Origin of the sequence: Streptomyces sp. NPDC057428, from assembly GCF_042803195.1 — a bacterium.
In the GTDB taxonomy this organism is placed as follows: domain Bacteria; phylum Actinomycetota; class Actinomycetes; order Streptomycetales; family Streptomycetaceae; genus Streptomyces.
Window position 1 is genome coordinate 113,489 of the sequence record NZ_JBHVCT010000007.1, and the last position, 23,424, is coordinate 136,912.

General features: G+C 64.9%; 20 protein-coding genes and 2 pseudogenes. 9 read left to right on the forward strand and 13 right to left on the reverse strand.

The genetic code is table 11. The annotated features are described in order from the left end of the window. Nucleotides 1–38: 38 nt before the first annotated feature. Genes ACFU5K_RS05010 through ACFU5K_RS05020 form a run of 3 tightly spaced genes read left to right on the forward strand, consistent with a single transcriptional unit; the run spans nucleotide 39 to nucleotide 3,581 of the window. Complete coding sequence (locus ACFU5K_RS05010) at nucleotides 39–2,453, forward strand: glycoside hydrolase domain-containing protein (RefSeq protein ID WP_384056924.1); 2,415 nt, start codon at nucleotides 39–41, stop codon at nucleotides 2,451–2,453. Nucleotides 2,454–2,473: 20 nt separating this feature from the next. Continuing rightward, nucleotides 2,474–2,911 (forward strand): hypothetical protein, encoded by a 438-nt coding sequence (locus tag ACFU5K_RS05015; protein ID WP_384056927.1) that lies wholly within the window; start codon nucleotides 2,474–2,476, stop codon nucleotides 2,909–2,911. Then, complete coding sequence (locus tag ACFU5K_RS05020) at nucleotides 2,895–3,581, forward strand: hypothetical protein (protein WP_384056930.1); 687 nt, start codon at nucleotides 2,895–2,897, stop codon at nucleotides 3,579–3,581. Before ACFU5K_RS05015 ends, ACFU5K_RS05020 begins: the two co-directional genes overlap by 17 nt. Nucleotides 3,582–3,716: 135 nt before the next feature. Here the strand turns inward: ACFU5K_RS05020 and ACFU5K_RS05025 are convergent. The 3 genes and pseudogenes from ACFU5K_RS05025 to ACFU5K_RS05035 form a co-directional block, all read right to left on the reverse strand. Next, nucleotides 3,717–3,974: pseudogene (locus ACFU5K_RS05025) on the reverse strand (Uma2 family endonuclease); the annotation flags it as partial. Between the two features lie 171 nt (nucleotides 3,975–4,145). Then, complete coding sequence (locus tag ACFU5K_RS05030; RefSeq protein WP_384056933.1) at nucleotides 4,146–5,333, reverse strand: tyrosine-type recombinase/integrase; 1,188 nt, start codon at nucleotides 5,331–5,333, stop codon at nucleotides 4,146–4,148. Continuing rightward, nucleotides 5,308–5,829, reverse strand: coding sequence for a hypothetical protein (locus ACFU5K_RS05035; RefSeq protein WP_384056936.1), 522 nt, complete (start codon nucleotides 5,827–5,829; stop codon nucleotides 5,308–5,310). The genes ACFU5K_RS05030 and ACFU5K_RS05035 overlap by 26 nt, the downstream gene beginning before the upstream one ends. Before the next feature lie 188 nt (nucleotides 5,830–6,017). On the opposite strand from ACFU5K_RS05035, the gene ACFU5K_RS05040 reads away from it, so the two are divergent. Together ACFU5K_RS05040 and ACFU5K_RS05045 are read left to right on the forward strand one after the other, a co-directional pair. Next, entirely contained in the window at nucleotides 6,018–6,182 is a 165-nt protein-coding gene (locus tag ACFU5K_RS05040; RefSeq protein WP_157840926.1) for a helix-turn-helix domain-containing protein, read from the forward strand. 112 nt (nucleotides 6,183–6,294) lie between these two features. Beyond that, complete coding sequence (locus tag ACFU5K_RS05045) at nucleotides 6,295–6,696, forward strand: hypothetical protein (protein WP_384056940.1); 402 nt, start codon at nucleotides 6,295–6,297, stop codon at nucleotides 6,694–6,696. Between the two features lie 513 nt (nucleotides 6,697–7,209). On the opposite strand, the gene ACFU5K_RS05050 is transcribed toward ACFU5K_RS05045, so the two are convergent. The 5 genes from ACFU5K_RS05050 to ACFU5K_RS05070 form a co-directional block, all read right to left on the reverse strand. Next, on the reverse strand, nucleotides 7,210–9,234 hold the full coding sequence (locus ACFU5K_RS05050) for an ATP-binding protein (RefSeq protein WP_384056943.1): 2,025 nt from the start codon (nucleotides 9,232–9,234) through the stop codon (nucleotides 7,210–7,212). Nucleotides 9,235–9,409: 175 nt separating this feature from the next. Further along, nucleotides 9,410–10,138, reverse strand: coding sequence for a M48 family metallopeptidase (locus ACFU5K_RS05055; RefSeq protein ID WP_384056945.1), 729 nt, complete (start codon nucleotides 10,136–10,138; stop codon nucleotides 9,410–9,412). After that, on the reverse strand, nucleotides 10,125–13,217 hold the full coding sequence (locus tag ACFU5K_RS05060) for a type I restriction endonuclease subunit R (RefSeq protein WP_384056948.1): 3,093 nt from the start codon (nucleotides 13,215–13,217) through the stop codon (nucleotides 10,125–10,127). Before ACFU5K_RS05060 ends, ACFU5K_RS05055 begins: the two co-directional genes overlap by 14 nt. Continuing rightward, on the reverse strand, nucleotides 13,214–14,119 hold the full coding sequence (locus tag ACFU5K_RS05065) for a hypothetical protein (protein ID WP_384056951.1): 906 nt from the start codon (nucleotides 14,117–14,119) through the stop codon (nucleotides 13,214–13,216). Before ACFU5K_RS05065 ends, ACFU5K_RS05060 begins: the two co-directional genes overlap by 4 nt. 269 nt (nucleotides 14,120–14,388) lie before the next feature. Continuing rightward, nucleotides 14,389–16,938 (reverse strand): type I restriction-modification system subunit M, encoded by a 2,550-nt coding sequence (locus ACFU5K_RS05070; RefSeq protein ID WP_384056953.1) that lies wholly within the window; start codon nucleotides 16,936–16,938, stop codon nucleotides 14,389–14,391. A gap of 255 nt (nucleotides 16,939–17,193) precedes the next feature. Here ACFU5K_RS05070 and ACFU5K_RS05075 point away from each other — a divergent pair, with 255 nt between their 5' ends. Next, nucleotides 17,194–17,616 carry a hypothetical protein gene (locus ACFU5K_RS05075; RefSeq protein WP_384056956.1) on the forward strand — a complete coding sequence of 141 codons (423 nt, stop codon included), beginning with the start codon at nucleotides 17,194–17,196 and terminating at the stop codon, nucleotides 17,614–17,616. A gap of 464 nt (nucleotides 17,617–18,080) precedes the next feature. Here the strand turns inward: ACFU5K_RS05075 and ACFU5K_RS05080 are convergent, their stop codons facing one another. From ACFU5K_RS05080 to ychF, 5 genes are all read right to left on the reverse strand, one after another. Further along, nucleotides 18,081–18,332 (reverse strand): hypothetical protein, encoded by a 252-nt coding sequence (locus ACFU5K_RS05080; protein ID WP_384056959.1) that lies wholly within the window; start codon nucleotides 18,330–18,332, stop codon nucleotides 18,081–18,083. Between the two features lie 58 nt (nucleotides 18,333–18,390). Further along, complete coding sequence (locus tag ACFU5K_RS05085) at nucleotides 18,391–19,224, reverse strand: helix-turn-helix domain-containing protein (protein ID WP_384056961.1); 834 nt, start codon at nucleotides 19,222–19,224, stop codon at nucleotides 18,391–18,393. Beyond that, nucleotides 19,221–19,733 (reverse strand): DUF6879 family protein, encoded by a 513-nt coding sequence (locus ACFU5K_RS05090; RefSeq protein WP_384056964.1) that lies wholly within the window; start codon nucleotides 19,731–19,733, stop codon nucleotides 19,221–19,223. Before ACFU5K_RS05090 ends, ACFU5K_RS05085 begins: the two co-directional genes overlap by 4 nt. Beyond that, nucleotides 19,717–19,944 (reverse strand): hypothetical protein, encoded by a 228-nt coding sequence (locus ACFU5K_RS05095; protein WP_209443737.1) that lies wholly within the window; start codon nucleotides 19,942–19,944, stop codon nucleotides 19,717–19,719. The genes ACFU5K_RS05090 and ACFU5K_RS05095 overlap by 17 nt, the downstream gene beginning before the upstream one ends. Before the next feature lie 369 nt (nucleotides 19,945–20,313). Next, entirely contained in the window at nucleotides 20,314–21,402 is a 1,089-nt protein-coding gene (gene ychF, locus ACFU5K_RS05100; RefSeq protein WP_384056967.1) for a redox-regulated ATPase YchF, read from the reverse strand. A 30-nt stretch (nucleotides 21,403–21,432) separates the two neighbouring features. Between ychF and ACFU5K_RS05105 the strand changes: the two genes are divergently transcribed. From ACFU5K_RS05105 to ACFU5K_RS05115, 3 genes and pseudogenes are all read left to right on the forward strand, one after another. Beyond that, nucleotides 21,433–21,741 carry a recombinase family protein gene (locus tag ACFU5K_RS05105; protein WP_384056970.1) on the forward strand — a complete coding sequence of 103 codons (309 nt, stop codon included), beginning with the start codon at nucleotides 21,433–21,435 and terminating at the stop codon, nucleotides 21,739–21,741. Continuing rightward, nucleotides 21,713–22,564 (forward strand): annotated as a pseudogene (locus ACFU5K_RS05110) (recombinase family protein); the annotation flags it as partial. The gene ACFU5K_RS05105 and the pseudogene ACFU5K_RS05110, both read left to right, overlap by 29 nt. Nucleotides 22,565–22,808: 244 nt before the next feature. Continuing rightward, the gene (locus ACFU5K_RS05115) at nucleotides 22,809–23,129 is read left to right on the forward strand and encodes a hypothetical protein (RefSeq protein WP_384056991.1); all 321 of its coding nucleotides are present in this window, start codon (nucleotides 22,809–22,811) and stop codon (nucleotides 23,127–23,129) included. The last annotated feature ends 295 nt before the right edge of the window (nucleotides 23,130–23,424 follow it).

The following is a 23,424-nucleotide window of genomic DNA, read 5'->3' on the forward strand; positions in this document are numbered from 1 at the left end:
CCGGGCCGGCTGCCGCCCATTGCCGAGAAAGGACGACATTGGACGAGAAGGTCCTCGACGCCCAGACGTGGGTCAACGCGACCTACGGGAGCGTCTCCGGATACGTACGCTGCCCCGAGGACGGCCACACCGGCTGGTCCACCATGAACGCCCTCGTCATGGGCCTCCAGCACGAACTGGGCATCAGCCCGGTGGTCGCCAGCTTCGGCCCGACCACGATGTCCCGGCTCCAGGCCCTCGGCGACATCGGCTTCGGCTGGGACAAGAACACCAACATCGTCCGCATCATCCAGCACGGCCTGTTCTGCAAGGGCTACTGGGGGGCCAACGGCTACGGCGGATACGGCGCCGTGACCACCGAGGCGGTCAAGAGCCTCCTCCTCGACATGGGCTTGCCCGACGGGGGAACCGGCACCGCCGGCGGAGTCACCACGCCGAAGATCTTCAAGTGCATCCTGAACATGGACGCGTACACGAAGGTCAGCGGCGGCACGGACGACATCCGTTCGATCCAGCGCTGGCTCAACGGCAGTTACTGGACCAGGGACGCGTACACCATCGGCCCCTGCGACGGGATCTACTCCCGTGACGTGCAGAAGTCCATGATGATCGCCATCCAGTACGAACTCGGGATCGCCGCCCCGAACGGGAACTTCGGCCCGGCCACGCAGGCGGGGCTGCAGACCAAGAACTTCGGTGAAGGCAGTTCAGGCCTGTGGGTCCAGTTGTTCTCCGCCGCCTGCGTGTTCAACTCCCCAGTCCCGACCGGCTCGAGCGAGACGGGCACCCCCACCACGTGGCGCAGCAGCTACGACTCCAAGCTCCGCGAGTGGGTCGAGATCTTCCAGCGGTTCTGCAAGCTGGACGTCAACGGGCGCTCGGACTACCGGACATGGGCACAGCTCCTGGTCTCGATGGGCGATCCCGACCGCCCCGCCACGGGCTCCGACACCCGGTTCGAGATAACCGCCTCCCGCGCCCAGTGGCTGCGCAACAACGGCTACGAGGTCGTGGGCCGCTATCTGTACGACCCCCCGGGCTCGACCCTGGACAAGGAGATCAAGCCGGGTGAGCTGAACACGATGTTCAGCAACGGGCTGAAGGTCTTCCCGATCTACCAGGACAACGCCCGCCAGCTCTCCGACTTCACGTACACCCACGGCTACCAGCACGCGCTCAACGCCCACAGCCTGGCCGCCGGCTACGGCTTCAACCGCGGCACCGTCATCTACTTCGCGGTGGACTACGACGCCACCCGCGAGGAGATCGACGCGGCGATCGTGCCGTATTTCCACGGCGTCGCCGCCGGCCTCGCGTACAACGGAAAGCGCTACGTGCACGGCGTGTACGGGTCGCGGAACGTGTGCACCGTCGTCAGCCGGCAGACCGGGGCCCGCTACTCGTTCGTCTCGGGCATGTCGTGGGGCTTCTCCGGCAACCTCGGCTTCCCGATCCCCGCCAACTGGTCCTTCAACCAGATCAAGGAGTTCCAGGTCACCAACGGGTCGGACACCTTCGATCTCGACCGTGACGTGATCTCCGGCATCGACCCCGGCCAGAGCAGCGTGAACAAGCCGTCGGGCCCGGCGGACGCCTTCATCGACTACGTCCAGCGCCTGTACGACCACGCCGTGGCCTACACGGGGGACCGCGACCCGAACCAGCTGGTGATGGAGTACATCCGCCACAAGGCGTACGGCGGCGGCGACTGGGACTTCCTGATCGGGTCGTACGACACGGCGTTCGTCGACTACGCCAACGGAAAAGGCATGTCGGTGATGACCGACTTCACCGACCCCTACACCGCGTACGAGCTGGGTGCCGAGCACCTCATGGCGTCCGCCAACGGGCACTTCGTCTCCTGGATGCCGTCCAACCCGCGTTCGGTGAACGCGGGCGACGTCGCGGGCTGGGGCGGCGACCTGCTGACCCTCTACGTCGACTGGCGCCGGGCCTCGGACCAGTACCCCGACGGCCGCAACTTCGTCCAGCTGAAGATGGCCAAGGTCGGGGTCGCGTCCAGCTTCGGCTACAACGACCTGATCGAGGACGCCGACGCCTGGCTGCTGGCCAAGGCGGTCCGCGACGGCAGGACGATCGTCGAGGCCGTCCGCGACCTCTACAACGGGGGTGGCGGTCTGACACGGTTCAGCCGCTACTGGAACGGGCGCTTCAGCGGCAACGCGGAGGACGCCAAGTTCCTTGCCCACAACATTCTCACCGCGGCGGACGACGTGAAGGTCGTGGCCGGCCAGGTCGGCCTCGTGACGGTCCGGGGCGGGATCAAGACGCTGCCCGCGATGCTCGGGTACGACGAGCTGGAGCCCTTCGAGCAGGGCTTCGTCGACGTGCTGCTGGCCCGCACGGGAACCGAACAGCGCCTGCGGGCCACCTATGAAGCGAACCACGCGAAGTACGTGAAGGCCGCCAAGAGGCGCGCGGCCCGCGAATGAACGAAGGGACCACCCCGTAAGTGAACGCCGTCTCGGCACTGGCCGCCATCGCACTCCCCCCACTCGTCCTGGCCGTGTTCGTGCTGAGTGTCTGGAAAACCGCGCGCGGACTGTCCGCCCGCCGTTGGGAACGCCCCGTTTGGTGGGCGTTCCCGGCGGTGGTGCTGACCGGGCTCGGCTGCGTCGTCCGGTTCGTCGGGGTCTTCTCCAGCGGTCTCGACGTCCGGGAGGCCTGCGCCTCGCGCGGCGCCCCCTACGACGAGGCCTACCGGTCGGAGTCCTGGCGCGAGCCGTCCCAGTGGTTCCCCCTGCACAACAGGTGCAACGCCGAATTCGACCTGGTCCCCGCCTGGGTCAACCCCTCTCTCGTCGCCATCGCCCTGCTGCTCGTCGGCTGTGCCGCGGGCGCCGTCGCGACGGCGGTCACCGGAAGGAAGAAGAGTGAGAAACAAGATTGACCGACGCGGTGTGCTCCTGGCGGGCGCCGCACTCGGGGCCACCACGGCCCTAACCGGCCTCCCCGGCACCGCGTACGCCGCGCCACCCCTCCCGTCGGCCGGCGGTGCTCCCGTGGGCCGGCGATGGGCCGGCGCGAAGTCGGCGAACGGCTGGCCCGTGCTGGAGGAGGCGGAACTCTTCCCGATCGAGGGATCGGGCCGGTCCGTACGTCTCGCGGGCGGTGACGCGGCGGTGATCCTGCTGCACGTGGCCCGCCGCTTCCACTACGAGATCGACCAGCTCCGCGAGGGCGACGTCACGGGTCACTCCACGGCGCGCACGGTGGCCGAGGACTACGAGTCCAACTACCTGTCGGGCACCGCCCTGGCGATCCGGCCGCTCGCGTACCCGGCCGGGGTCAAGGGGGGCCTCTACCCGCACGAACTCGTCGTGGTGCGGGACATCCTCGCCGAGCTGGACGGTGCGGTCACCTGGGGCGGCGATCTCACCACCCCGAAGGAGTCCCACTTCGAGCTCGCCCACAAGCCGGGTCACCCGAAGGTGAAGGGCGTGGCCCGCACGATTCGCGGCTGGCAGGCGGGTCCCGGCAACGCGGGCGCGGGCACCGTCGACGCCTTCGACCCGAAGCGCCGCAGCAGGGCCGAGGCGTTCGCCCGCAGGGCGGCGTAGACCCGGCCGGGGTCCGCGCGGACGGTAGGGCTCCCCCTGCCGTCCGCGCGGACGTGTGCGTGCGGGCAGACCCGGCTTAGTCGGACTTGGGTAAGTCCGGCCCCTACCGCATTTCCGTACTGACATGGTGCCGACTCAGCCGCGGCGGGGTGGAGCGAGATTCTCCAGGTCGAGGTTGATCTCGAAGGGCACCAGACGGCTGAGCGAGCCCCTGAAGATCCCGACGGGTACATAGGTGGAAGTTGGCTCGTCAAGTTCGTAGACGTGGACGACGGGTGCTCCGTCCTCGTCCTCGATGCGCCAGTAGTGCGGGATGCCGGCCTCTGCGTATTTGTGGAGCTTTACCGTGCGGTCCCGGTGTGCGGAGTCGGGGGAGACCACCTCGACGGCGAGCCCCTCTGACCAGCATTCTTGACGAAGTAGCTAGCTTGCAGAACCGACCAGCTACACGTTGAAGCGGAACGTTCAAGAAGTCGCTCACTACCCAGTGTTTTCAAGGGTCTCCGCCCTCCGAAGCAGCGCAGGGTCAGCACCAAGTCAGCACCGTGTCGGCCGGTCAGCACGTCACGCCACCAGCGCCGCCGCAGGGTGGGGCAGTGAAGGGCGCAGCGCCTCCTGCATCACGTCTCGGCAGCGGTCCCACGCCTCTGGCACCAGGTGCCCGTACGTGTCGACGGTCGTCTTGATGTTCCGGTGCCCGAGCCAGCGGCTCACCTCATGGATCGGCACACCGTTCGCGAGGGCCGTCGAGGCGAAGAAGTGCCGCAGCGAGTGCGGCGTGTACTTCGCCTTCCCGTCCGGCGTCACCACGCCAGCCGCTACCAGCGCCTTGCGCCAGTGGTAGCCGTACGTCGAGGCCGTGGGCATGTTGCCCTTGCCTCGCTCACGCGGAGCGAACAGCACCTCCAGGCCGTCGATCTCGACCGTCCCCCAGCGCTTCAGGTGCAGCCCGATCTCCTGGTCGAGGAAGGCCGGCGTAGGCACGTCCCGGAACTCCTCCGGCGTACGGTGCTTCAGCGGCACGAAGCGCGTGACGCAGTCGCCGTGGTTCGCCTTGGCGCTGATCTGTCGGCGCAGCCGAAGGAAGCCGTCCCGCTGGCAGTCGGCCGAGAAGCCGAGGGTCTCGCTGATGCGCAGCCCCGCGCCTGCCTGAAGCCACACGGTGAGGCGGTACTGGTCGGACATGGCCGCCGCGATGGCGTACACCTCGGCCAGAGTCGGGATCTCGTCCGGGTCAACCGCAGTCCCTGCCGCCTTGAGCGGCGGCACCTCTTCGCACGGGCTATCCGGTATCCGGCGCGCCTTCACGGCCGCCGTCATCATGCTGCGCAGGATGTTCATGCGGTCGTTGACCGTCGCGGCCGCCAGTCCACGGGCCGTCATGGCGGCCTGGAGCTTCTTCACGTCGGCGACGGTGAGGCCGGCGAGAGTGCGGGAGCCCAGCTCGGGGATCAGGTGGTTGGAGAGGAAGCCCTGGTAGTTGCGCCGGGTGGACTCGTTCACCTGGTGCTGCGCCAGCCACTCCTCGGCCCATTTCCGCAGCGAGATCTGACCGAGTTGGGGGTCGACGTAGACCCCCTGGCGCTTGTCGTTCTCCGCCTTGACGCCGAAGCTCTCGGCTTCCCTCTTCGTTGGGAACGAACGCTCGCGTTGCCGTGCGCTTCTCCCTCCCGGCTCCCGATAGCGGACGGTCCACAGGTGCGCGCACCGGGTCTTGTTCCGGCAGTCACACTTCTTCAGTACCTGCGCCACTCTTCATCCCCTTGAGTATCTGCACTGCCTTGTCCGTGAGCCGCCCGCCCGCTTTCCCTTCGACCTTCGTCAGGAAGCCCCTCTGACGGGCGGCGCGCAGGTGCCCCTTCACGGTGGCCGAGTTCAGGTCGAACCCCACCGCCAGACGCTGCGCCGGCGCGCGCTCTCCAGCGTCAACGAAGTGCACGTAGAGGGCGGACAGCACCGCCAGACGCTCGTCGGTGACCCCGCCCGGCATGGAGGCCAACCGCTCGCCGAGGTCACGGATCTCCATCTCGGCAGCGTCCGCCAAGGACCGCATCGCGGCGAAGTCCTCGCCCGGCGGGGCCGTATTGATCCGCCGGAGCACAGTGCTCGTGATGCCGCGTGCGACCTCCTGAGGGTCGGCATCGTCCGCCGGAACGATGTGGATCTCTCGTGGTCCTCCTGACCGGATGGCACCGGGCGGCCGATACATGGTGACCATCCATGCGCCAAAGCGCTTCGTGACAGTCACACCGGGTTGAGGCTCCGCTCCGGGTGACTGAGGCGTCATGTTCATAGCCAAAACGTAAGCCGATCACCCCGCCTGGTCAAATCCGGATGCGACATAGCCGGACTTGACCAAGGTGGATGGGCGGCTCAAGATGTGAACGTCCACCCGCCGCTCCCGAAGGAGACCCGCCTTTGCACCACCAGCGCCTCATGACCATCAATGAGCTGGCCGAGTACCTGGGCAAGAAGCCCGCGTGGATCTACAACAACCACCGAGCACTCGGGATCCCGTCACGGAAGGTCGGCGGCAGCCTGCGCTTCCGTCTGTCCGAGGTCGACCGCTGGATCGACCGGGAGTGTCCGGTCTCGGCCTGACCAACGTTTCCGCTTCGCCCGTACCCGACCGAAAGGAGGTCACATGATCCCGCCGCCCGGCGGGAGGACACCGGCGCGCACACGTGCGCCTTAAGAAGGGAGGGCTGCCTACATGCAGCCCCACGGCATCAACTTCGGCACCGGCATCTACTGGAGTGCCGTCTCCAAGAGTGAGTGCGAACGCTTCGCTCGCAACCCCGATCTCGGAGACTTGAGCTTGCGCCTCTACTTCGCGGCCATCTGGCGAATGAACGCGATCGGCCATGCCGAGTTCTTCACCGGCGAGCTTGCTGAGGTGCTCGCCGACAAGAGCAACAGACCGCTCAGCGGGTCGGGCCTGCCGAACGCCATCAAACGCGCCAAGTCGAAGGGGCTCCTCGGCGCTGACTCCAACGCGCGGTGTCTCACGCTTCCGCACCACCACGTCCAGACTGCGAAGGGCGGCAGGTCGTGCCGCACCCACGGAGTGCGCTCGGCCTGGCAGCACAAGGCCAGTACTTCACGGGCAGCGTGACCCCGGTTCACCTCATGCGTGCACCACTGCCCAGTCCTGCCAGGGGCTATCTCTTCGGCTCTTCTCTATCTAGTTCAACGGCAAGAGGAAGTAGATTTCCCCCTGGTGAGAGCGCGGCCGTGAGGCCGCGAAGTCCCAACCTTGAAGAGGGCCGCTTCGCGGCCCCCATCGAAAACCCGGCAGCGCAGAGGAAGCAACAGTGTCGGCCCGGAGGGGCCGACAAAAGACGTACAACTCGACGGCAGAGCTACGCGGGGCGCGACAGCGCCCCCAGACAGAAACGTCATCGAGAGAGCGGCCCCGAAGGGGCCTGCCAGTCTGCAGCGGGCAAGTCCTGTTGCCCCCGGCCGCTACGCGGCCATCTGTACGCAGTCCCTTATCTCTTCGCTGCTGCCCGCCTCACCTCCTGGCCGCCCTGGCGGCCCGCTCGGTGCGGTTCTACCTCATTGTCTACGGCAAGTGACCTTAGAAACCGACCAGAGCCCCTTCGTGGCGCCCACGTGGAGAAGCGCGTCACGGGTTAACGGCAGCTCCGATCGTTCCGCTGTCCCCCGACCTCGCCACGGGCACCGTGCCATCGCTCACCAGGTCCACCACCGTGTCGGCGTGTTCCCTGATCAGATAGTCCATGGCGTGCTCGGTCGACGACTGGTACTCAAGCTGCTCGCTGTAGAAGCGGAGCCGTTCCTGAGCGTCCTCGATGATTTCGCCCCAGGTACGCACCCAGATCCGGTACGCGGGCTGGTTGACGGCGCAACCGGGCATCCGGTCCGGCTGGTGGGCGAGTTGACGCAGGCCGTCGTCCATAGCATTGCCGACGAGCCAGAAGTCCCAGGTCACCTTGGGGTCCCGGAACCTGTCGTCGTTCATGACCGCCTGTGCGTAGCTGTTGATCTGCGCGAACTCGGTCATACCAAGGGTGACGCTCGACCTCTTGAGTTCCACCACGAGATGGTGGCGCTCCCCCTTCCGCTGCCGGGCAGCGCGGGACAGCATCAGGTCGACGATCCCCCGGCTCCCGTCCTCTCTCTGGACAGGGTCCGGAGCTGGCGCGTCCCGGCCGAGAAGACGGCAGTGCTGCCTCAGCACCTCGTTCAGACTGCGGTCGCTGACGTGAAGCCCGTACTCCTCGCCGAAGATCCAGCACTCGTTCTCCAGAATCCGGTGCAGCTCGGTGCGCTCCTTGACCCGCCCCTTGGCCGCAGGCTCGAAGACGAGGTGCTCCAGAGCCGACAGGAAATCGAGACGTCCGGTCGTCGCCGTCGACGCCTTGATAAGAGCAGACAGAGGCGTACGGTCCAGCAGTCGGCTGAGTTCCGTCTGCTCCTGCTTGGAGAGCGCGAAGAGCTCCTCGGCGATGCGCAGCACCTCGCCCGGCTCGTGGGTCAGGACGGAGCGCAGAAGCGCGAAGGACACCTTCTGGGCCCTCTTGCTCGCCGGCAGGTGCCGGACGACCGCGGTCGCCACGGCGTCGAAGGTCTCGCGTTCCGCGCGCTCCTGGTCGTTGGCGGGCTCGCCGGTATACGGGTAGAAACCTTCCGCGCGCCACGAGTCGACGAGCTCCTGACGACGCTCGTCGGCACGGGAACGGAAGTGCTCACGCATACGCTCCCGGGCTTCGGCCAGCACCTCGGCAGCAGGCCCCTCCGGCGTCCAATCGGCAAAGGCGAGGTCGCCGACCGAATCGTCCTCGAACCCCGACCAGGACAGGTACGCCGTGAAATGGAAGCCCGGAGCCTGGATCTCCGGCTTCAGCTGCGCCAACGACATTTCCCGGCCGTCGCACAGGATCAGAGCCCGGGAGTACGGGCGCGACCATTCGATGATCTTCAGCTGGGCCGGCGGGTGAGGACTTCCCGACGGAGCCGCCACCTCGTACGTGTCGACGTGAACCTGCTCCGACGCCGGGTCCAGCCGCGTCCCGTCGTAGGTGATGCAGATGTCCGGGTACGCCTCCAGATGAAGTGCGAAGGCGGCGGTCAGTGCGTTCCGGGCGGCGTCCTCGGTCAGCTTCTGGAGATCCTCGCCGCCGAACGCCTCGAAGGCCGTCCCTGTCACTTCGGCCGTCGCCTCGGGATCACTGACATCGAACTCATCCATGGAGCTGCGGTCGGACTCAATGACGACACGGCGACGGCTTCCCTGCGCCCCGCTCACGCTGGTCCAGCGCACCTCACTGCCGAGAGCGAACGCCCGGACCCGGCCTCGCCCGTTCTTCCCGTGCAGCACACGCTTCTTGATCTCGCTGGCCTGCGCCCGCTTCTTCCACGACGTGCCGATCTGCTCGAAGTAGTCGCCGCACTTCTCCGCGTCGATACCGGTGCCGTCGTCGATCACGGCGACGCGGTCGACGCCACCGAAGTCGTTGCGCTCAAGCTCCACGGTGACGTGTTCAGCATCCGCATCGAGGGAGTTCCAGATCAGCTCCTCGATGGCTCCAACGGGATGACGCAGTCGAGCAAGCTCCTCGACGTGGCCTCGCCCTACGGTCAACCGAAGCTTCGCCATGGGGTCCAGCACCTTCCTCGTCATCGTCATCTAATGGATTTGAGGAGGAAGCGGGACGCTTCCCTCATCATTAACTCGGATACCTGATAAACGTCACTCAAAGTCTTCGAGCGACGGAAGTACGCCCACCGTCTCCGCGGCCTCCAGAACGGATGCCGGACTGTTGCCGTGGTGAACGTCCAGGCCCGAGCAACTCCAGCCGCACTCAACGTCCCGCCCACAGCTCATCAGAGAGCGGTGCCGCGTTCAAACCATCGCGGCGGCTGCGCCAGTCCGGCAGGAAGCCGTCCATCAACTCGACAAAGCGCTGGCCATGCCCCCGTTCAAGATAGTGGACCATCTCGTGCACGACGACGTACTCAAGGCACTCTGGATGCTTTTTGGCTAGTTCGGAGTTGAACCACAGGCGGCGAGTCTCCCGGTTGCAGGAGCCCCACTTGGTCTTCATCCGCCGGATGCCCCACCACGGCACCGAAACCCCGAGCTTCGACTCCCAGCGCTCGATGAGCGCAGGAATCGCCTCACGGAGTTGCTCGCGGCACCACTTGTCGAGCAGATCGCGGCGGCGCTCCTCACTCGTACCAATCGGCACGTACAGCAGCATTCGGTCGCAGTCGATTTCAACGTGCGGGCGCCCGGGTCGCTCAATGACCTTCAAGCGACGTCGTACGCCCCAGACGTAGTGGGACTCGCCACTAACCATCTCGCGTACCGACTGCCGTTGGGCTGAACGCAGCTGGTCCTGCTGGCGCTTGATCCACGGCAACCGCTGGATGACGGCCAGGCGAACCTGATCGTCATCCAGCTGCTGAGGGGCAGCCACCCGAACACGACCTATGGGGGGGTAGACACCGATGTGCAGGTTCTTGATGTCCTTGTAGATCACCTGGACATCGATGCCCCGAACAGCAAAGTGGGCGCTAGTGGTACTCATGCCGTGCTTTCACCAGTTCGAAGAGCTCGTCAAGCCGATCGAAGTCATCGGGCAGTGTTCGCTTGAGCGCGTTACGGACCCGCCGCTCCCTCAACGGGTTCCCCACCCACGCGTGCGGCTTGGAGTGGAGCACCGTCGTATCGACCTCGACAGCCAGCCGCTCATCGGGAAGGAAGAAGTCGACCAGCGCTCGCTGTGCCCCGTTGTTGGCCCAGGCAGGGTACTTGTAGGCGTCGCCTGATTCTCCGCTGCCGAGCTGCGCGGCAGTCTCCAGCAATTTGGCAAGGTAGTCCTGGTACTCGATCGCGCCCCTGCGCCGTTCCTCGATTATGGCGTCGAGCAGCTCCGACATCTTGTCGAAGTACTTCGGGTTCGTCGCACGCTCTTCAACGATCAGCTTGCGCACGTTGTTGGCGACCGTCTCGGCAACCGCTTCAGGACTGTTCCTGATTCCCTTCGGCAGCTTGTCGAGGGCTCCGGCACCGAGTTCGACGATGAGCTGGACGAGACCGGTCTCCTCGAAGTCGAACAAGGCCTCGGACGCGTCTGCCTGGATGTAGGTGTCCAGAAGGAACCGCATACCGGCCTCGTACTGCTTGAAGTCGACGTCCTCGCCAGCCCCGAGCTTTACCTCGTCGCGGACAGCCGTGTAGTGCCGGATCTCAGCCCGGATGCTCTCAATCTCCTGGCTCGTGTACCCGGCGGCTTCCATGTCGTTCGCCAGATTGACGAAGGCCCGCGTGACGGCGGCCACGGCCTTGTAGAGCTCGACCCGCTTGGGCTCGTTGGCCTTGAGCTGTCCGGCGTTGCCCGGCTCTGCCGCGCAGAAGTACTGCTGGTACTGGAGCGTGTTCCGGGGCTGCGCGACCACCTCGCAGAGCGCGCGGATCCGTTCCAGCGCTTCGTCGAGAGCCTCTCGCGCCTTACCGATCCGGTCAGTCAGCAGGCCCTCGATGTCCTGCGGCTCGTACCCGTCGAGTGCACCGGAGGTGTAGTCGCTGATGGTGTCCTGGAGCGAGTTGAACAGGTCCCGGTAGTCGACGATGCCACCGAATTCCTTGTCGTCCCCGTCGAGGCGGTTGACCCGGCAGATCGCCTGGAACAGGCCGTGGTTGCTCATCGTCTTGTCGATGTAGAGGTATGTGGCGCTCGGGGCGTCGAACCCGGTCAGAAGCTTGTCGACCACGATGAGCAGGCGCATGCGGCCCGGCTCCTCGACAAACTGCCGCTTGACCTCTTTCTCGAACTGCTCGACCTTCGTCATAGCGACGTCTTCAGACTCTCCGAAGTGGTCGGCGAGCATCCTGCGATAGATGTCGTACTGGCGGAGCTTCTCCGTCTGGCCTGCGCCGGAGTCCTCCTTGGAGATGTCGCCGGGACGCGGCGCGTAGCTAGTGACGATGGCGCACTTCCCCCGGAAGCCCGCATTGCAGAACAGTTCGTAGAACTTGCACGCCTGGTAGATGCTCTCGCCCACGAGCATGGCGTTGCCCCGCCCGTCCATCAGCCGAGGCTTGGTCTCCATGTCGAGGAGGATGTCCTGCACGATCTGCTTAGCCCGGGGCTCGGAGGAGACGACCTTCTGCATCGTGCCCCAGCGCTTCTTCAGCTCCGCCTTGGACAGGTCGGTCATGCCTCTGGTCTTGGCCTCGAACCACTTGTCCACCTGCACCGGCGACGTCAGGTGCTGGTCGATGGAGCGGGGCTCATAGCGCAGATCGAGTACGACACCGTCCTCGACGGCCTCGTCGAACTTGTACGTGTGGATGAACGATCCGAAGGTCTCCATGCTTGTGGCCTTGTCCGCCTTGAGCAGCGGCGTTCCCGTGAATCCGATGAACATGGCGCCCGGCAGCAGGTCCTTCATCGCGTCGTGCATCTTGCCGGACTGGGTGCGGTGGGCCTCGTCGACGAAGACGAAGAGGTTGCCCTTGGCCTTGAATCCCTTGGGGACCCTGGCCTTGAGCTCCTTGATGAACTCGTTACTCGCCTCGGCTGCGTCCGCACCATCCGCCGAGCTACCGAATTTGTGGACGAGAGAGCAGATAAGCCACTCAGCGGATTTATTCAAGGTGTCCAGGAGATCCACGCCACTGCTGGTGCGATAGACCTGCTCGTTGACGCCGTTGAAGACCTTCTCGATCTGCTCGTCCAGCTCGGTGCGATCGGTGATCAGTAGAACGCGTGTGTCGCCCGGAAGTTCCCGGATCCACTTCGCCAGCCACACCATCGTGAGCGACTTTCCCGAGCCTTGGGTGTGCCAGATGATGCCGCCCTCGCGTCGACCGATACGTTCCTGCGCGGCCTTGACGCCGAAGTACTGGTTGTGACGGCACGCTTTACGGACACCGGAGTCAAAGACGGTGAAGTCATGGATCAGCTCAAGCAGCCGCTCCTTACCGCACATCTGGAGAAGCGCACGGTCCAGCGGCTCCTCGACCTCAGAGGGCTCCTTCCACTGCAACCAATACTTCTCGGGTGTGTCGATGACGCCGTAACGCAAGCCCTCTACGTCATTGCCGGCGAGCACGAGCTGGACGGTGGAGAAGAACGACCGAATGAACTCGGGCTTCTGGTTGCCGATGGTCTGCCGGATGCCCTCGCTCACGGCGACCCGAGAGCGTTTGAGTTCCAAGGTCACCAGAGCCAGGCCGTTGACGTAGAGCACGATGTCGGGTCGCTTCGTCTGCTTCCCAACGATCGTCACCTCCTCAACGACGACGAAATCGTTGGCCTGCGGGTCGTCCCAGTCGATAAGCTTGACCGTCTCATACCGCTCACTTGCTCCCGACTTGACTTTGACCCCATAGCGCAGCAACCCGTAAACGGCGCGGTTCGCCTCGTACAGGTCACGACCACTACCGAGCGCGGCAGCCTTCTTCAGCTGGTCGATCGCCTTGCTGACGAGGGTGCTGTCGTAGCCGCGGGCGAGGAGGTTTACCTCCAGCAGCTCGACCTCAATATTCGAGTTGCCAGCGCGGCGTTCCCAGCTGCCGAGGTGGCGGTAGCTCAGCTGCTCCTTGAACAACCGCACGACTCGGTTCTGAGCCTCGCGCTCAACCTGCCCGACGTCACTCATACCGCTGTCTCCCCCTCCATAGGTAGGCGCTTACGTCCGGTGAGGAGTTCCTGCATCATGCCTTGCTTGATGGATCGGGCCTTTGCGACTCGGACCTTCAGCGCATCGATCTCATCGTCCGCGTCGGCGAGGACCTGAGCGATGGCTGCCTGCTCCTCCTCACCAGGGACCAAGAGTTCCTGCTTGCTGTACTCCGAGATCCAGTACCGCTTGTGGTCCCCGAGTGGGAAGTCGATCAATTGCATTCGCTCATAGATGAAGCGCAGGCAAACACTCCCCTTGGGGCTCAAGATCTTCATCGCTGATGATTTCGCCTTAAAGTCAAAGTCCACGTATTTCGACGCAGTGGTGAAATCATCGAAAATCACTACCGGATGGGCCTCGTAGATGCCATGGAGCTCGTTGGTGAATCCGAGAATGAATGTCTTACCAGCGGTGAGTACGGGAACGCGACCTGCGTCAAGTTGCTTCGTTGTCCTCACTAGGTATCGACCGGGCTGCTCGTAGGCCAGCAGGTCGCCCAGACTCCGCGCCGACCATGGTTCGGTGAATCCAGGAAGGCGTGTTTTTCCGGTGAGGAGCTGCTGCATGAGCCCCTGCTTGACCGCCTGCTTCTTGACGATCAAGCGTTCGAGGGCTGCGATGTGCCCATCCGCGTCCAAGAGAGCTTCAGCGATCCGCGTCTGCTCAGGCAAGGGCGGGGCCACAGTGGTCAGCGCGGCTACTGCGGGCAGGTTCATGCCTGCCTTGGCACCAGTGTCGGTAGCGCCAACGAACCGGCGCTGAGGCTCCCAACTCGACAGGTAGTAAGCGACGAATCGACTATCAGCCAAGCGCGAATCGAAACGCACTCGGGCAATGTGTTGGTTGATGTAGGCCGGAGTCGGGACCCTTTCGTCCACGTATCCGATGATCCCGATGTCGGCAGTGATGGAGACGAGAAGGTCGCCAGGCGCGAGACACGTCCGTACGGCCTCAACATTCTTCGGAGCGATGTCTACGAAGCGCGAGTTAGTCAAGTCGAGTTGGATGTCACCTCGGTTGAGATTCGTGATGCGGACGAACAGGCTTCCATGATCAGCATAAAAGGACGCCCAGCCTCGCGAACCACTCGTAATCTGAGCTCCAAGCTCGGCCAGAGTCTTCGTGGGCCACGTCGCTGTCGTAGGCGTCATGCCCGTACCCCCAAAACCGCAAGGTGCCCGTTGACCCTCGCTTCAAGGGCGTTCAACTGCTCATGCAGCATGTCCACTGTCTCGACGTAGCGCTCACCAAGCAGATGGATCCGTGCAACAAGAGCGAGCGTCAGGGCCACCACTTCGGCGGACACGCGACGCGAGACCATCGCCTGCCACTTGTCGTCCAGTACGAGTGTCCGCACGTCGCTCTCAGTGAGGTCGCCATACTTCTTCAGTGTCGCGAGGTGAAGCGCCGCCTCCGCCTCCTTGGCAGCCTTCTTGGCTACCGCCTCCGCGTTGTACAGCTTGATTAGGTGCGCCAGCGCCTCTACCTCGTCGGCATCCACACCTTCGTGTCGCGCCTCCTTTAGGCGGTCCGAGACGAGGGCTCTGTTGATCTTGTCGTCTTTCACGGCATCCGCTAGGAGCCCACCCTCGACGGCGTGCTCCTCGATGTACTCCTCAACCGCGCGGCTGCACTCCTCCACTGTCGTCACGAGCTCGTCAAGCTCGGCCTGCTCTTTTGCGAAGTAGCGCGCCACGATCAGGGTCGGCGGAATGAGATCCGTCTTGTACTTGGCGGCGCTGCGCCCCGATCCCACTACCAGATCAGGTGTCTCCGAGGCCTTGCGATCCTTGTTCACCGTGATCAGCCGCGGCTTGGCGGCATGTAGCCAGCCGTCGTTCATGACCATGAAGACGTCGTCGTGCATGACGTCATGCCAGTACGTCATGAGCTGCTCATAGACGTCGTACTCGTCCAGCAGGGGCACCGGCTTGAAGCGGGTGAGCAGGTCGTCACCGATCGTGGCGATGAGGTCATTCGGCTTGGTGTTGGCGTCAATCTCTTCGAGCTGCTTGCGATAGGCGTCGAACCACCTGGCGGCAAGCTCGCGGGCCTCGTCGGTGAACTTCTGAAATTCGGACGAGTCGAGGACCGCCTGCTGAACTTTGCTGACGTCGATGGTCAGGTCGCTGTAGCCAGGACGGTTCGGTTGGAACAACTGACCTCGCAGTTGCGGGAAGGCGTCCCAGTAACCGCTGAGCGCGTCGAGGTCGCGGTCGGGGATACCGCCGTGCAGGTGGGCGTGGAGGTCCTGGATGTCCTCGGGCTCGGAGGAGTCGACGTAGCGGGGGATGTTGAGGTTGTAGTCGTTCTTCGGATCGGCAATCTCCGACAGTGGAACCATGCGCGAGTAGCGGTCGATCGTGGTCTGCCGCGTGAAGACGTCAACGATCTTGTGGATGTCCTGGCTGCGGAGGCGGTTCTTGTTACCGTCCTTGATGAAGCCCTTGGACGCGTCGATCATGAAGACGCCGGTACGGCTGACAGCGTTCTCCTTGTCCAGAACGATGATGCAGGCCGGGATGCCGGTCCCGTAGAAGAGGTTCGCGGGGAGGCCGATGATGCCCTTGATGAATCCCTGCTTCAGCAGGCGACGACGGATGTCAGCTTCGGCGTTGCCGCGGAAAAGCACGCCGTGCGGAAGGATGACCGCCGCCTTGCCCGTGCTCTTGAGCGACTTGAGGATGTGCAGCAGGAAGGCATAGTCACCGTTCTTCTCCGGCGGCCGGCCATACTCGAAGCGGCCGTACTCCTGCTCCAGCCCATTGCTCCAGGACTTGATCGAGAACGGCGGGTTAGCCACGGCGAAGTCGAACGTCTGGAGTGCGTTGCCGTTGGTGAACTGAGGGCTGGTGATGGTGTCGCCTTTGAGAACCAGGGCGTCCTCGTTCCCGTGCAGGATCATGTTCATCTTGGACAGCGCCCACGTAGCGTTGTCCTTCTCCTGGCCGTAGATGGTGATGCCGCGTGAGGTCTCGGAAGCGACCTTCAGGAGAAGCGAGCCGGAGCCGCAGGTCGGGTCGTAGACCGTCTGGTCCTGGCGGGTGTCCTTGGTGATGCCGACCACCCTGGCCAGAACGCGGGACACCTCGGCGGGGGTATAGAACTGCCCCTTACTCTTGCCGGACTCCGTGGCGAAGTGGCGCATCAGGTACTCGTAGGCATCGCCGAGGAGATCGTCGCCCTCGGCTCGGGAGCCTCGGAAGTCAAGGTCGCTGAAGATCGTTACGAGCTTGGAGAGGCGGTCCTGCATCTCCTTGCCCTTGCCGAGCTTCTCCTCGTCGTTGAAGTCGGCGAGGTCGATGACGTTGCGCAGGTCATCGTTCTCCTCCGCGAGCCGACTGATGATCTTGTTGAAGCGGTCGCCGATCTCCTTGTCGCCCTTGGCGGCGACCATGTCATCGAAGGAACCGCCGCGCGGAACGTCGATGAGGCTGTCGGGGTCGACCTTTGCCTTGTCAGAGACGTACTTCATGAAGAGCAGCGTGAGGATGTAGTCCTTGTACTGGCCGGCGTCCATCCCACCGCGCAGCTCGTCGCAGCTCTTCCAGAGCGAGCTGTAAAGGTCTGTCTTTTTGAGGGCCAAGGCTCTTCTTCCCGGTATGTCATGGCGGTCGCGCGGGCCGCCAACCCTGATGCCTGCGGCGTGACGCACGTCGCGCGGCCGCTTCCAGCCATCGATGCGAGTTTCACGCATACGGCAGCCGAGTCCACGCGGGAAGCGTAGTAGAGAAAGCGACCGAGCTGCCCTGTATGGGAAGAGAGACGACTCGCGGTCCCCGCCAGCAGGGACGCCCGGCGGGCCACAGAGCGAAGACGGCAATCGGGTCTGCGGCGACCAAAGGATGCACCTTCGCGGAGGCCTGAAGACGTACGAGCGCCACGGAACCTGATCGGGCGATGTCGGCTGATTGCCTGACTGCTGAGGGCCGCGTCCGGTAAATCTGTGTGAGTGACTGACTCCACGCCCAACGAGCCCACCAACGACGATGGCGAGCCCACCTCCTTCCGCAAGCGGGCGAAGGACTGGGCCGAGAAGCACCCGAGGACGACCCGCGTAGTCAAAGCCACGGTCATGACCGCGGGCGTCGCTGCGGGCGTGGCTGTTGCCGTCATGGTCTTCAAGTCGGACGGCATGACGCAAGACGAAGCCGAGGACAGCGAGGCGCAGGAGCCTTTCTCCGCCCCTGAAGCTGCGAGCCAGACCCGCCAGTCCTATCCAGACCCCGACCGCGACCCTTTCCTGCGAAGGCTCCCCCCTGGCCAGCAGGCCAGCCCGGAGGCCAGGGAGAGATACAGGGAGCTGACGGATGGGGACGAGCTTCCTGACGGCTACACCCTGGTTAGCCGGTGGCTCTACGAGACTGCAGCCTGAGCATCCGGGTGAGGGGCCCCGCACAGTGCCGGCGGAGGCCCTCCGAGACGCTCTTGCCGCCGCTGACCTACCGGAATGCTGGCCTTGACGGGGTGCGCTGGGAGGCTCTCGTCGGCCTTGGAACCGTGGCGGAATCCGAGCTGCTAAGACGTGGCGGCCGGTGAAGCGGGCTTCAAGGGGTCATACCCCACCACCCGCGGCTTCGGACGGACGGACCTCTCCACTCGACGAGTCAGGTCTCTCACCGCTATCGATCCTGGCCACTATCGCAAACGAAGTGCACAAACGCCGGAACCCCTTGTGTCCGCTGCGCCCGGTGTGGCCCATGCACTCGATGTCCACGGCCGCCCCGTCTACCGATGGATGTGCTGTCCACTCACAGTGGAGACACTCGGCCTCGAACGTCACGTCGGTGTCCGGGTGCTGGGTGATCCGGTGCGTCACGTACCGCAGCACGGCGCGGGTCATTGATCGCCCCCGTGCGTGTCGCGCAGGTGCGCCCGCAGGGTCACATTCATGTCCGAGACCCTAGAGTAGTCCCCGACCGACCCCGCGTTGACCCGCTGCACCGCGAAGCCGAGACAGTCCCGGCAGCCCGCGACGGGCTCCGGACGTACCGGCGGCAGAGACAGCGCCACCGTCTCGGACATCGTCGTCTGTGCTTTGTACGTATCGCGCATCTCGTACGTCTCCCCGCCTGGGTTCTCCGATGACACGGCATCATTCCCGCAGACAGGGACGTCATCGAGGTTCAGTCACGTCCTGGACTAAAGATCAGGTTCGGAAGGCCGCGGTCCAGTCCGCAAGGCGATTCCGTGCGTCCTCACCGAAGAGCGCCAGCTCCTCGTACCCGGCGAACTCGTCGAGGTACATCCGGATGTCCCGTGGGTCGCGGAAGACCATGACCCCCGTCGTCGTCTCCACCGTCGCCAAGCGCTCGTCGTAGACGGTGAAGGTGTTCAGCGGGCAGCCCGGCAGCCGGGTGTCCAGGGGCAGCACGCCGAGGCGCAGGTTCGGCAGGTGCGTGAGCGACGCCAACCGGTCCAGTTGCACGGCCATGGCGTCCGGCGGGACGAAGGGGGAGCGCGCGGCTTGTTCGGTGACGAGGAACGTGAACTGCTTGCGGCGGTCGTAGAGGATGTCCTGCCGCTCCAGCTTCTTCGCCACCGCCCGGCTGTGTTCACCGGGGATGTGCTCCAGGCTGGCCCGGATGTACTCCGGAGTCGACAGCAGAGCCGTGAGCATGGACAGGAGGAAGAACCGGAAGTGCGACGAGGACGCTTCCAGACCTGCCAGTTCGAGCTGCTTCTTGTCCAGGCCCTTGCGACGCATCGAGCGGGCGTCCTGCCACTCCGTCGCGGCGATACGGGCCAGCGCCGACACCTCGGCCACCAGCGCCGGCGGGGCCTCCAGAGCAGTGAGCAGGCGCTCTATGTCCACCAAGGTGGGGCGCACCTTACCATTCTCGATGCGGCTCACCTTCGACTGCGACATGTTGCAGCGCGCGGCAAGCCGGTCCCCGGAGAGACCGGCCTGCTTGCGCAGCTTCCGCAGCGTGGCGGCGAGTTCCTGAGCGGACTGGCCGAGCTGCTCGGGCTCGAACGTCACGCAGTCACGTACTCCAGGAACGGGACCGACTCAGCGAGAGCGATGCGCTGGTACTCCAGGAACGGGGCGGGGTCACCTTCGTACAGTTCCCGCTCGATCTGCGTCCCGTCGTCGGCGTACTTCATCAGGACGACCGTGGAGCGGTCGAACATCCAGAAGTCGTCGACACCTGCCACGGGGTTCGTCCGATCCGTGACATCGAGGATGCGGATGTCTTCCCCCACCGGAGCCTGATGGCGGTAGTACCGCTCGAACTCGAAGCGCAGGTAGTCCGAGAGCGGACGCGTCACCACATGGACGCGGCCGATCGTCCCGCCGGTCTCGCGGTGCCTGCGGATCAGCGCCGTCCAGTCGTCCTCGTACGGGCCGGGGAACCGTTCCCCTGCGAGGAACCGGGAGAACTCGTCCGCCTCCTGTGGCACGCGGTAGACGGGGCGTGTCTCCAGCCGCCACGCCTCACTCGTGAACTCGCTGAACTTCGCCTGCCACTTCTCACCAGCCAAGAGCACGGACTGCCTCCCGCAACACGCTCTCCGGAATCTCCACCAGGCCCTCCCCCTGCGGGGGCGTGAAGCCGTCGAACAGGTCTCCCTGCACCACGATGCTCCCCTTCTCGGTGCGGTACACGTTCGGGCAGTCGCCCTGTCCGCACTCCCCGCTTCCGTTGCCGTTCTTGTCGTCTCCGCCCGTCAGCCGGGTCAATCCAGTGCGCTCGGACACGTGAACCCCCAAGTCCGCAGCCCCCTGCCGGAGCCGCCCAGAACGACGGTACGGACGCCATGCACGGCCGTCTATGCACTCTCGCGACTATGCGCGTTCTTGCATAAAGAGGGCCCGCGAGCGGGCCGCTGAGGGCTTCGCCCCTCCTCCCCCTCACCAGGGCCATCCCGGCGCCCTCACTGCCCCCTCGAAAGCCCAGCTCATCACCGACCCAACCCCCTCCGCAGGGTCAGCACCAAGTCAGCACACGACCCGGAAAAGGGCTGAATCCACCGGAGAAAACAGGAAGGGGCCAGACCCGAAGACCTGGCCCCTGAACTGGGGTTTCCTATGCTGACCAGCCGCATCGGCCGATCAAGGAATCAGCCGCTAGACGTTGAAGCGGAACTCCACCACGTCGCCGTCCTGCATCACGTAGTCCTTGCCCTCCATGCGCGCCTTGCCCTTGGCGCGGGCCTCGGCGACCGAGCCCGTCTCGACGAGGTCGTCGAAGGAGATGATCTCCGCCTTGATGAAGCCCTTCTGGAAGTCGGTGTGGATCACACCGGCAGCCTCGGGGGCCGTGGCGCCCTTCTTGATCGTCCAGGCGCGCGTTTCCTTCGGACCTGCGGTGAGGTAGGTCTGCAGGCCCAGGGTGTCGAAGCCGACGCGGCCGAGAGTGGCCAGGCCGGGCTCTTCCTGGCCCATCGACTGGAGGAGCTCGAGGGCCTCATCGTCGTCGAGCTCGATCAGCTCGGACTCGATCTTGGCGTTCAGGAAGATGGCCTCCGCCGGGGCGACCAGGGCGCGCTGCTCGTTCTTGAAGTCCTCGTCGACCAGCTCGTCCTCGTCGACGTTGAAGACGTAGAGGAAGGGCTTCGTCGTGAGCAGGTGCAGTTCGTGGAGCAGCCGGCCCTTCGCCGTGCCGGCGGTGATGCCCCGGGAGAAGAGGGTGTCGCCCGCTTCGAGGATCTTCTGGGCCTCCTCGACGGCAGCGAGGACCGCGACCTTCTCCTTCTGGAGGCGGGACTCCTTCGTCAGGCGCGGGACGGCCTTCTCGACGGACTGGAGGTCGGCCAGGATCAGCTCGGTGTTGATCGTCTCGATGTCGTCCTTCGGCGAGACCTTGCCGTCGACGTGGACGACGTTCTCGTCCTTGAACGCGCGGATCACCTGGCAGATCGCGTCGGACTCGCGGATGTTCGCGAGGAACTTGTTGCCCAGGCCTTCCCCCTCGCTCGCACCGCGCACGATGCCCGCGATGTCGACGAAGTCGACGGTGGCCGGGAGGAGCTTCTGCGAGCTGAAGATCTCGGCGAGCTTGTTCAGGCGGGGGTCGGGGACACCCACGACGCCGACGTTCGGCTCGATGGTGGCGAACGGGTAGTTGGCCGCCAGCACGTCGTTCTTGGTCAGGGCGTTGAACAGGGTCGACTTGCCGACATTCGGCAGGCCGACGATTCCGATACTAGTACTCATGACACAAACGTCCGCTCAGGATCAAGAAGGGTGGGATCGGCCGTGACTCCAGGCTTGCTCACCGGCTCCTCGCTTCCCCAGCAGCCCAAGCGCGCCATCATCTACGTGCGTGTATCACGGTACAGGGACAAGGACGAGAAGATCTCACCCGAACTCCAGATCGATGCGTGCAACACGCTGGCGGAGCGCGAGGGCATGGTCGTCATCGACGTGCTGCAGGACCTCAACCTGAGTGGCAAGTACTTCGCTAAACGCCAGGTGGAGCAGATCATCCAACGAATCAAAAAAGGGCGAAGCGGACGTAGTTCTGGTGTGGCGTTGGTCATGGTTCGGGCGTGACGCGACCTTGAGCTCTTACAACATCAAGCGCCTGGAGCAGGCCGGCGGAGAGATCCGGGCGGCGAAGGAGGATATCGACACCTCCAGCAGCGGCGGTCGGCTCGGCCGGAACACGCACTTGATCGTCGCCGAGTACGAGGTCGACCGCAGTCGTGAATCCTGGATGGAGACCCACGACCACCGACGCAACCGCGGCGTCACCCACGACGGTCAGCTCCGATTCGGTTACGGAAAGTGCCGGCGCCCGCTGGAGGGGGATCCTGACTCGCGTTGCGAGAAGTGCCGTGTGGGAGCTCTCCACGTCGAGGAGTCGGAGGCCGCCTACGTACGGGAGATGTTCGAGCGCCTGTCGGCCGGAGAGCCGATGAACCGCATCGTGGTCGACATGACAGCGCGCGGCCTGCGCACCCGTGAAGGGGCGGTCCTGACCATCGGCAAGTGGTACCGGATGCTCGACAGCGGCTACCAGGCGGGATACGTACGCCACCAGCCGACCAAGTACCGGAAGGAGCTCGGGAGCAGCCACGTGGACGCTCCCGGCATCGAGTGGATCAAAGGGATTCACGATCCGCTCGTTCCCGAGGACCTCTGGACGGCGTACAAGGCGCGGCGGGGAAGCAGGTCGGGCAGTACTCGGGACAATTCCCCGGCTCACAGCGTGACGGGCCTGATCTACTGCGATCTGTGCGGCTGGCGCATGGTGTCCGGTAGCACGAAGTACAAGCGGAAGAACGGTGACAGCGGGATTTCGGTGTTCTTCCGCTGCTCGGCGAAGGTTCGCGGGGCCACGTGCGCGGGTGGCACGGTGCTCCTCACCGTCGTGGAAGACGCAGTCCGCTCGTTCCTGGTGTCGCGGGTCACTCCGGAGGGAGACACCATCGCGGCGGCTTCGGCCAGGGAGGCCGCGGCGACCCCGGTGGCACGGCCCGTTGAAGTGGATCAGTATGCCCAGCTCAACGAGCGGAACGCCGAACTGGAGCGGCTGGTCACGCTCTACACCAAGGGCATGATCAAGGCTGGAGAGCTACGAGCACCGCTATCGGGAGCTGACCGACGCGATCGCCAAGTTGGAGGTGCAGATCGAGCAGCGGGAGAGCGTGCCGGTGCCGGCCGTGGCCCCGAGCCCCCAGGTGTTCCGGGGCATCCTCACCGAGTGGGAGGGGCTGGAGGCCTGGGCGAAGCGTCAAGCCCTGTCGATGGTCGTCCACCGGATCGTGGTCCGGCCCGGGCCCCGTGGCACGAAGGACAAGGTGCGGATCATCCCGATCGAGGATGCCGAGAAGTACAGCCCTCAGGCGGCCTTGCCGGCTCCAGGGCGCGCCTTCGGCGGGCCGGCGGTTGCCCGCGTCGACGACGAGCCACTGGAGGAACTGAGCGATGCGCCCTGATCCCTCCACTGCTGTCCGACCGCGTAACCGATGAACTCGTAGAACCGGCTCCACGGGTCGTCGGTGGCAATGGCGGTGGCGGGGGCTGTACGAAGGTTCGGAATCGGCGGCATGCCAGATCTCCCGGCGGCAGGACGTGAACCGCGTCGCGGAACTGGCGACGGCCTGGTCAGAATCCGGAGATACGAGGGTTTCACCAGGCCGGGAATCGGTGGTAGTGGCTCGCCCTGAACGGTGTCGACAAGTACTGCTCTCGGTCATGGGAAGGGCGGTTGCGACACCAGGCGCATGGTGT

What these genes read in the sequence shown, in the direction of transcription:
- ACFU5K_RS05040 (WP_157840926.1), top strand. Translation starts at nt 6,018, where the DNA reads ATGACCATCAATGAGCTGGCCGAGTACCTGGGCAAGAAGCCCGCGTGG.
- ACFU5K_RS05045 (WP_384056940.1), top strand. Translation starts at nt 6,295, where the DNA reads ATGCAGCCCCACGGCATCAACTTCGGCACCGGCATCTACTGGAGTGCC.
- ACFU5K_RS05050 (WP_384056943.1), bottom strand. Translation starts at nt 9,234, where the DNA reads ATGACGATGACGAGGAAGGTGCTGGACCCCATGGCGAAGCTTCGGTTG.
- ACFU5K_RS05055 (WP_384056945.1), bottom strand. Translation starts at nt 10,138, where the DNA reads ATGAGTACCACTAGCGCCCACTTTGCTGTTCGGGGCATCGATGTCCAG.
- ACFU5K_RS05060 (WP_384056948.1), bottom strand. Translation starts at nt 13,217, where the DNA reads ATGAGTGACGTCGGGCAGGTTGAGCGCGAGGCTCAGAACCGAGTCGTG.
- ACFU5K_RS05070 (WP_384056953.1), bottom strand. Translation starts at nt 16,938, where the DNA reads ATGCGTGAAACTCGCATCGATGGCTGGAAGCGGCCGCGCGACGTGCGT.
- ychF (WP_384056967.1), bottom strand. Translation starts at nt 21,402, where the DNA reads ATGAGTACTAGTATCGGAATCGTCGGCCTGCCGAATGTCGGCAAGTCG.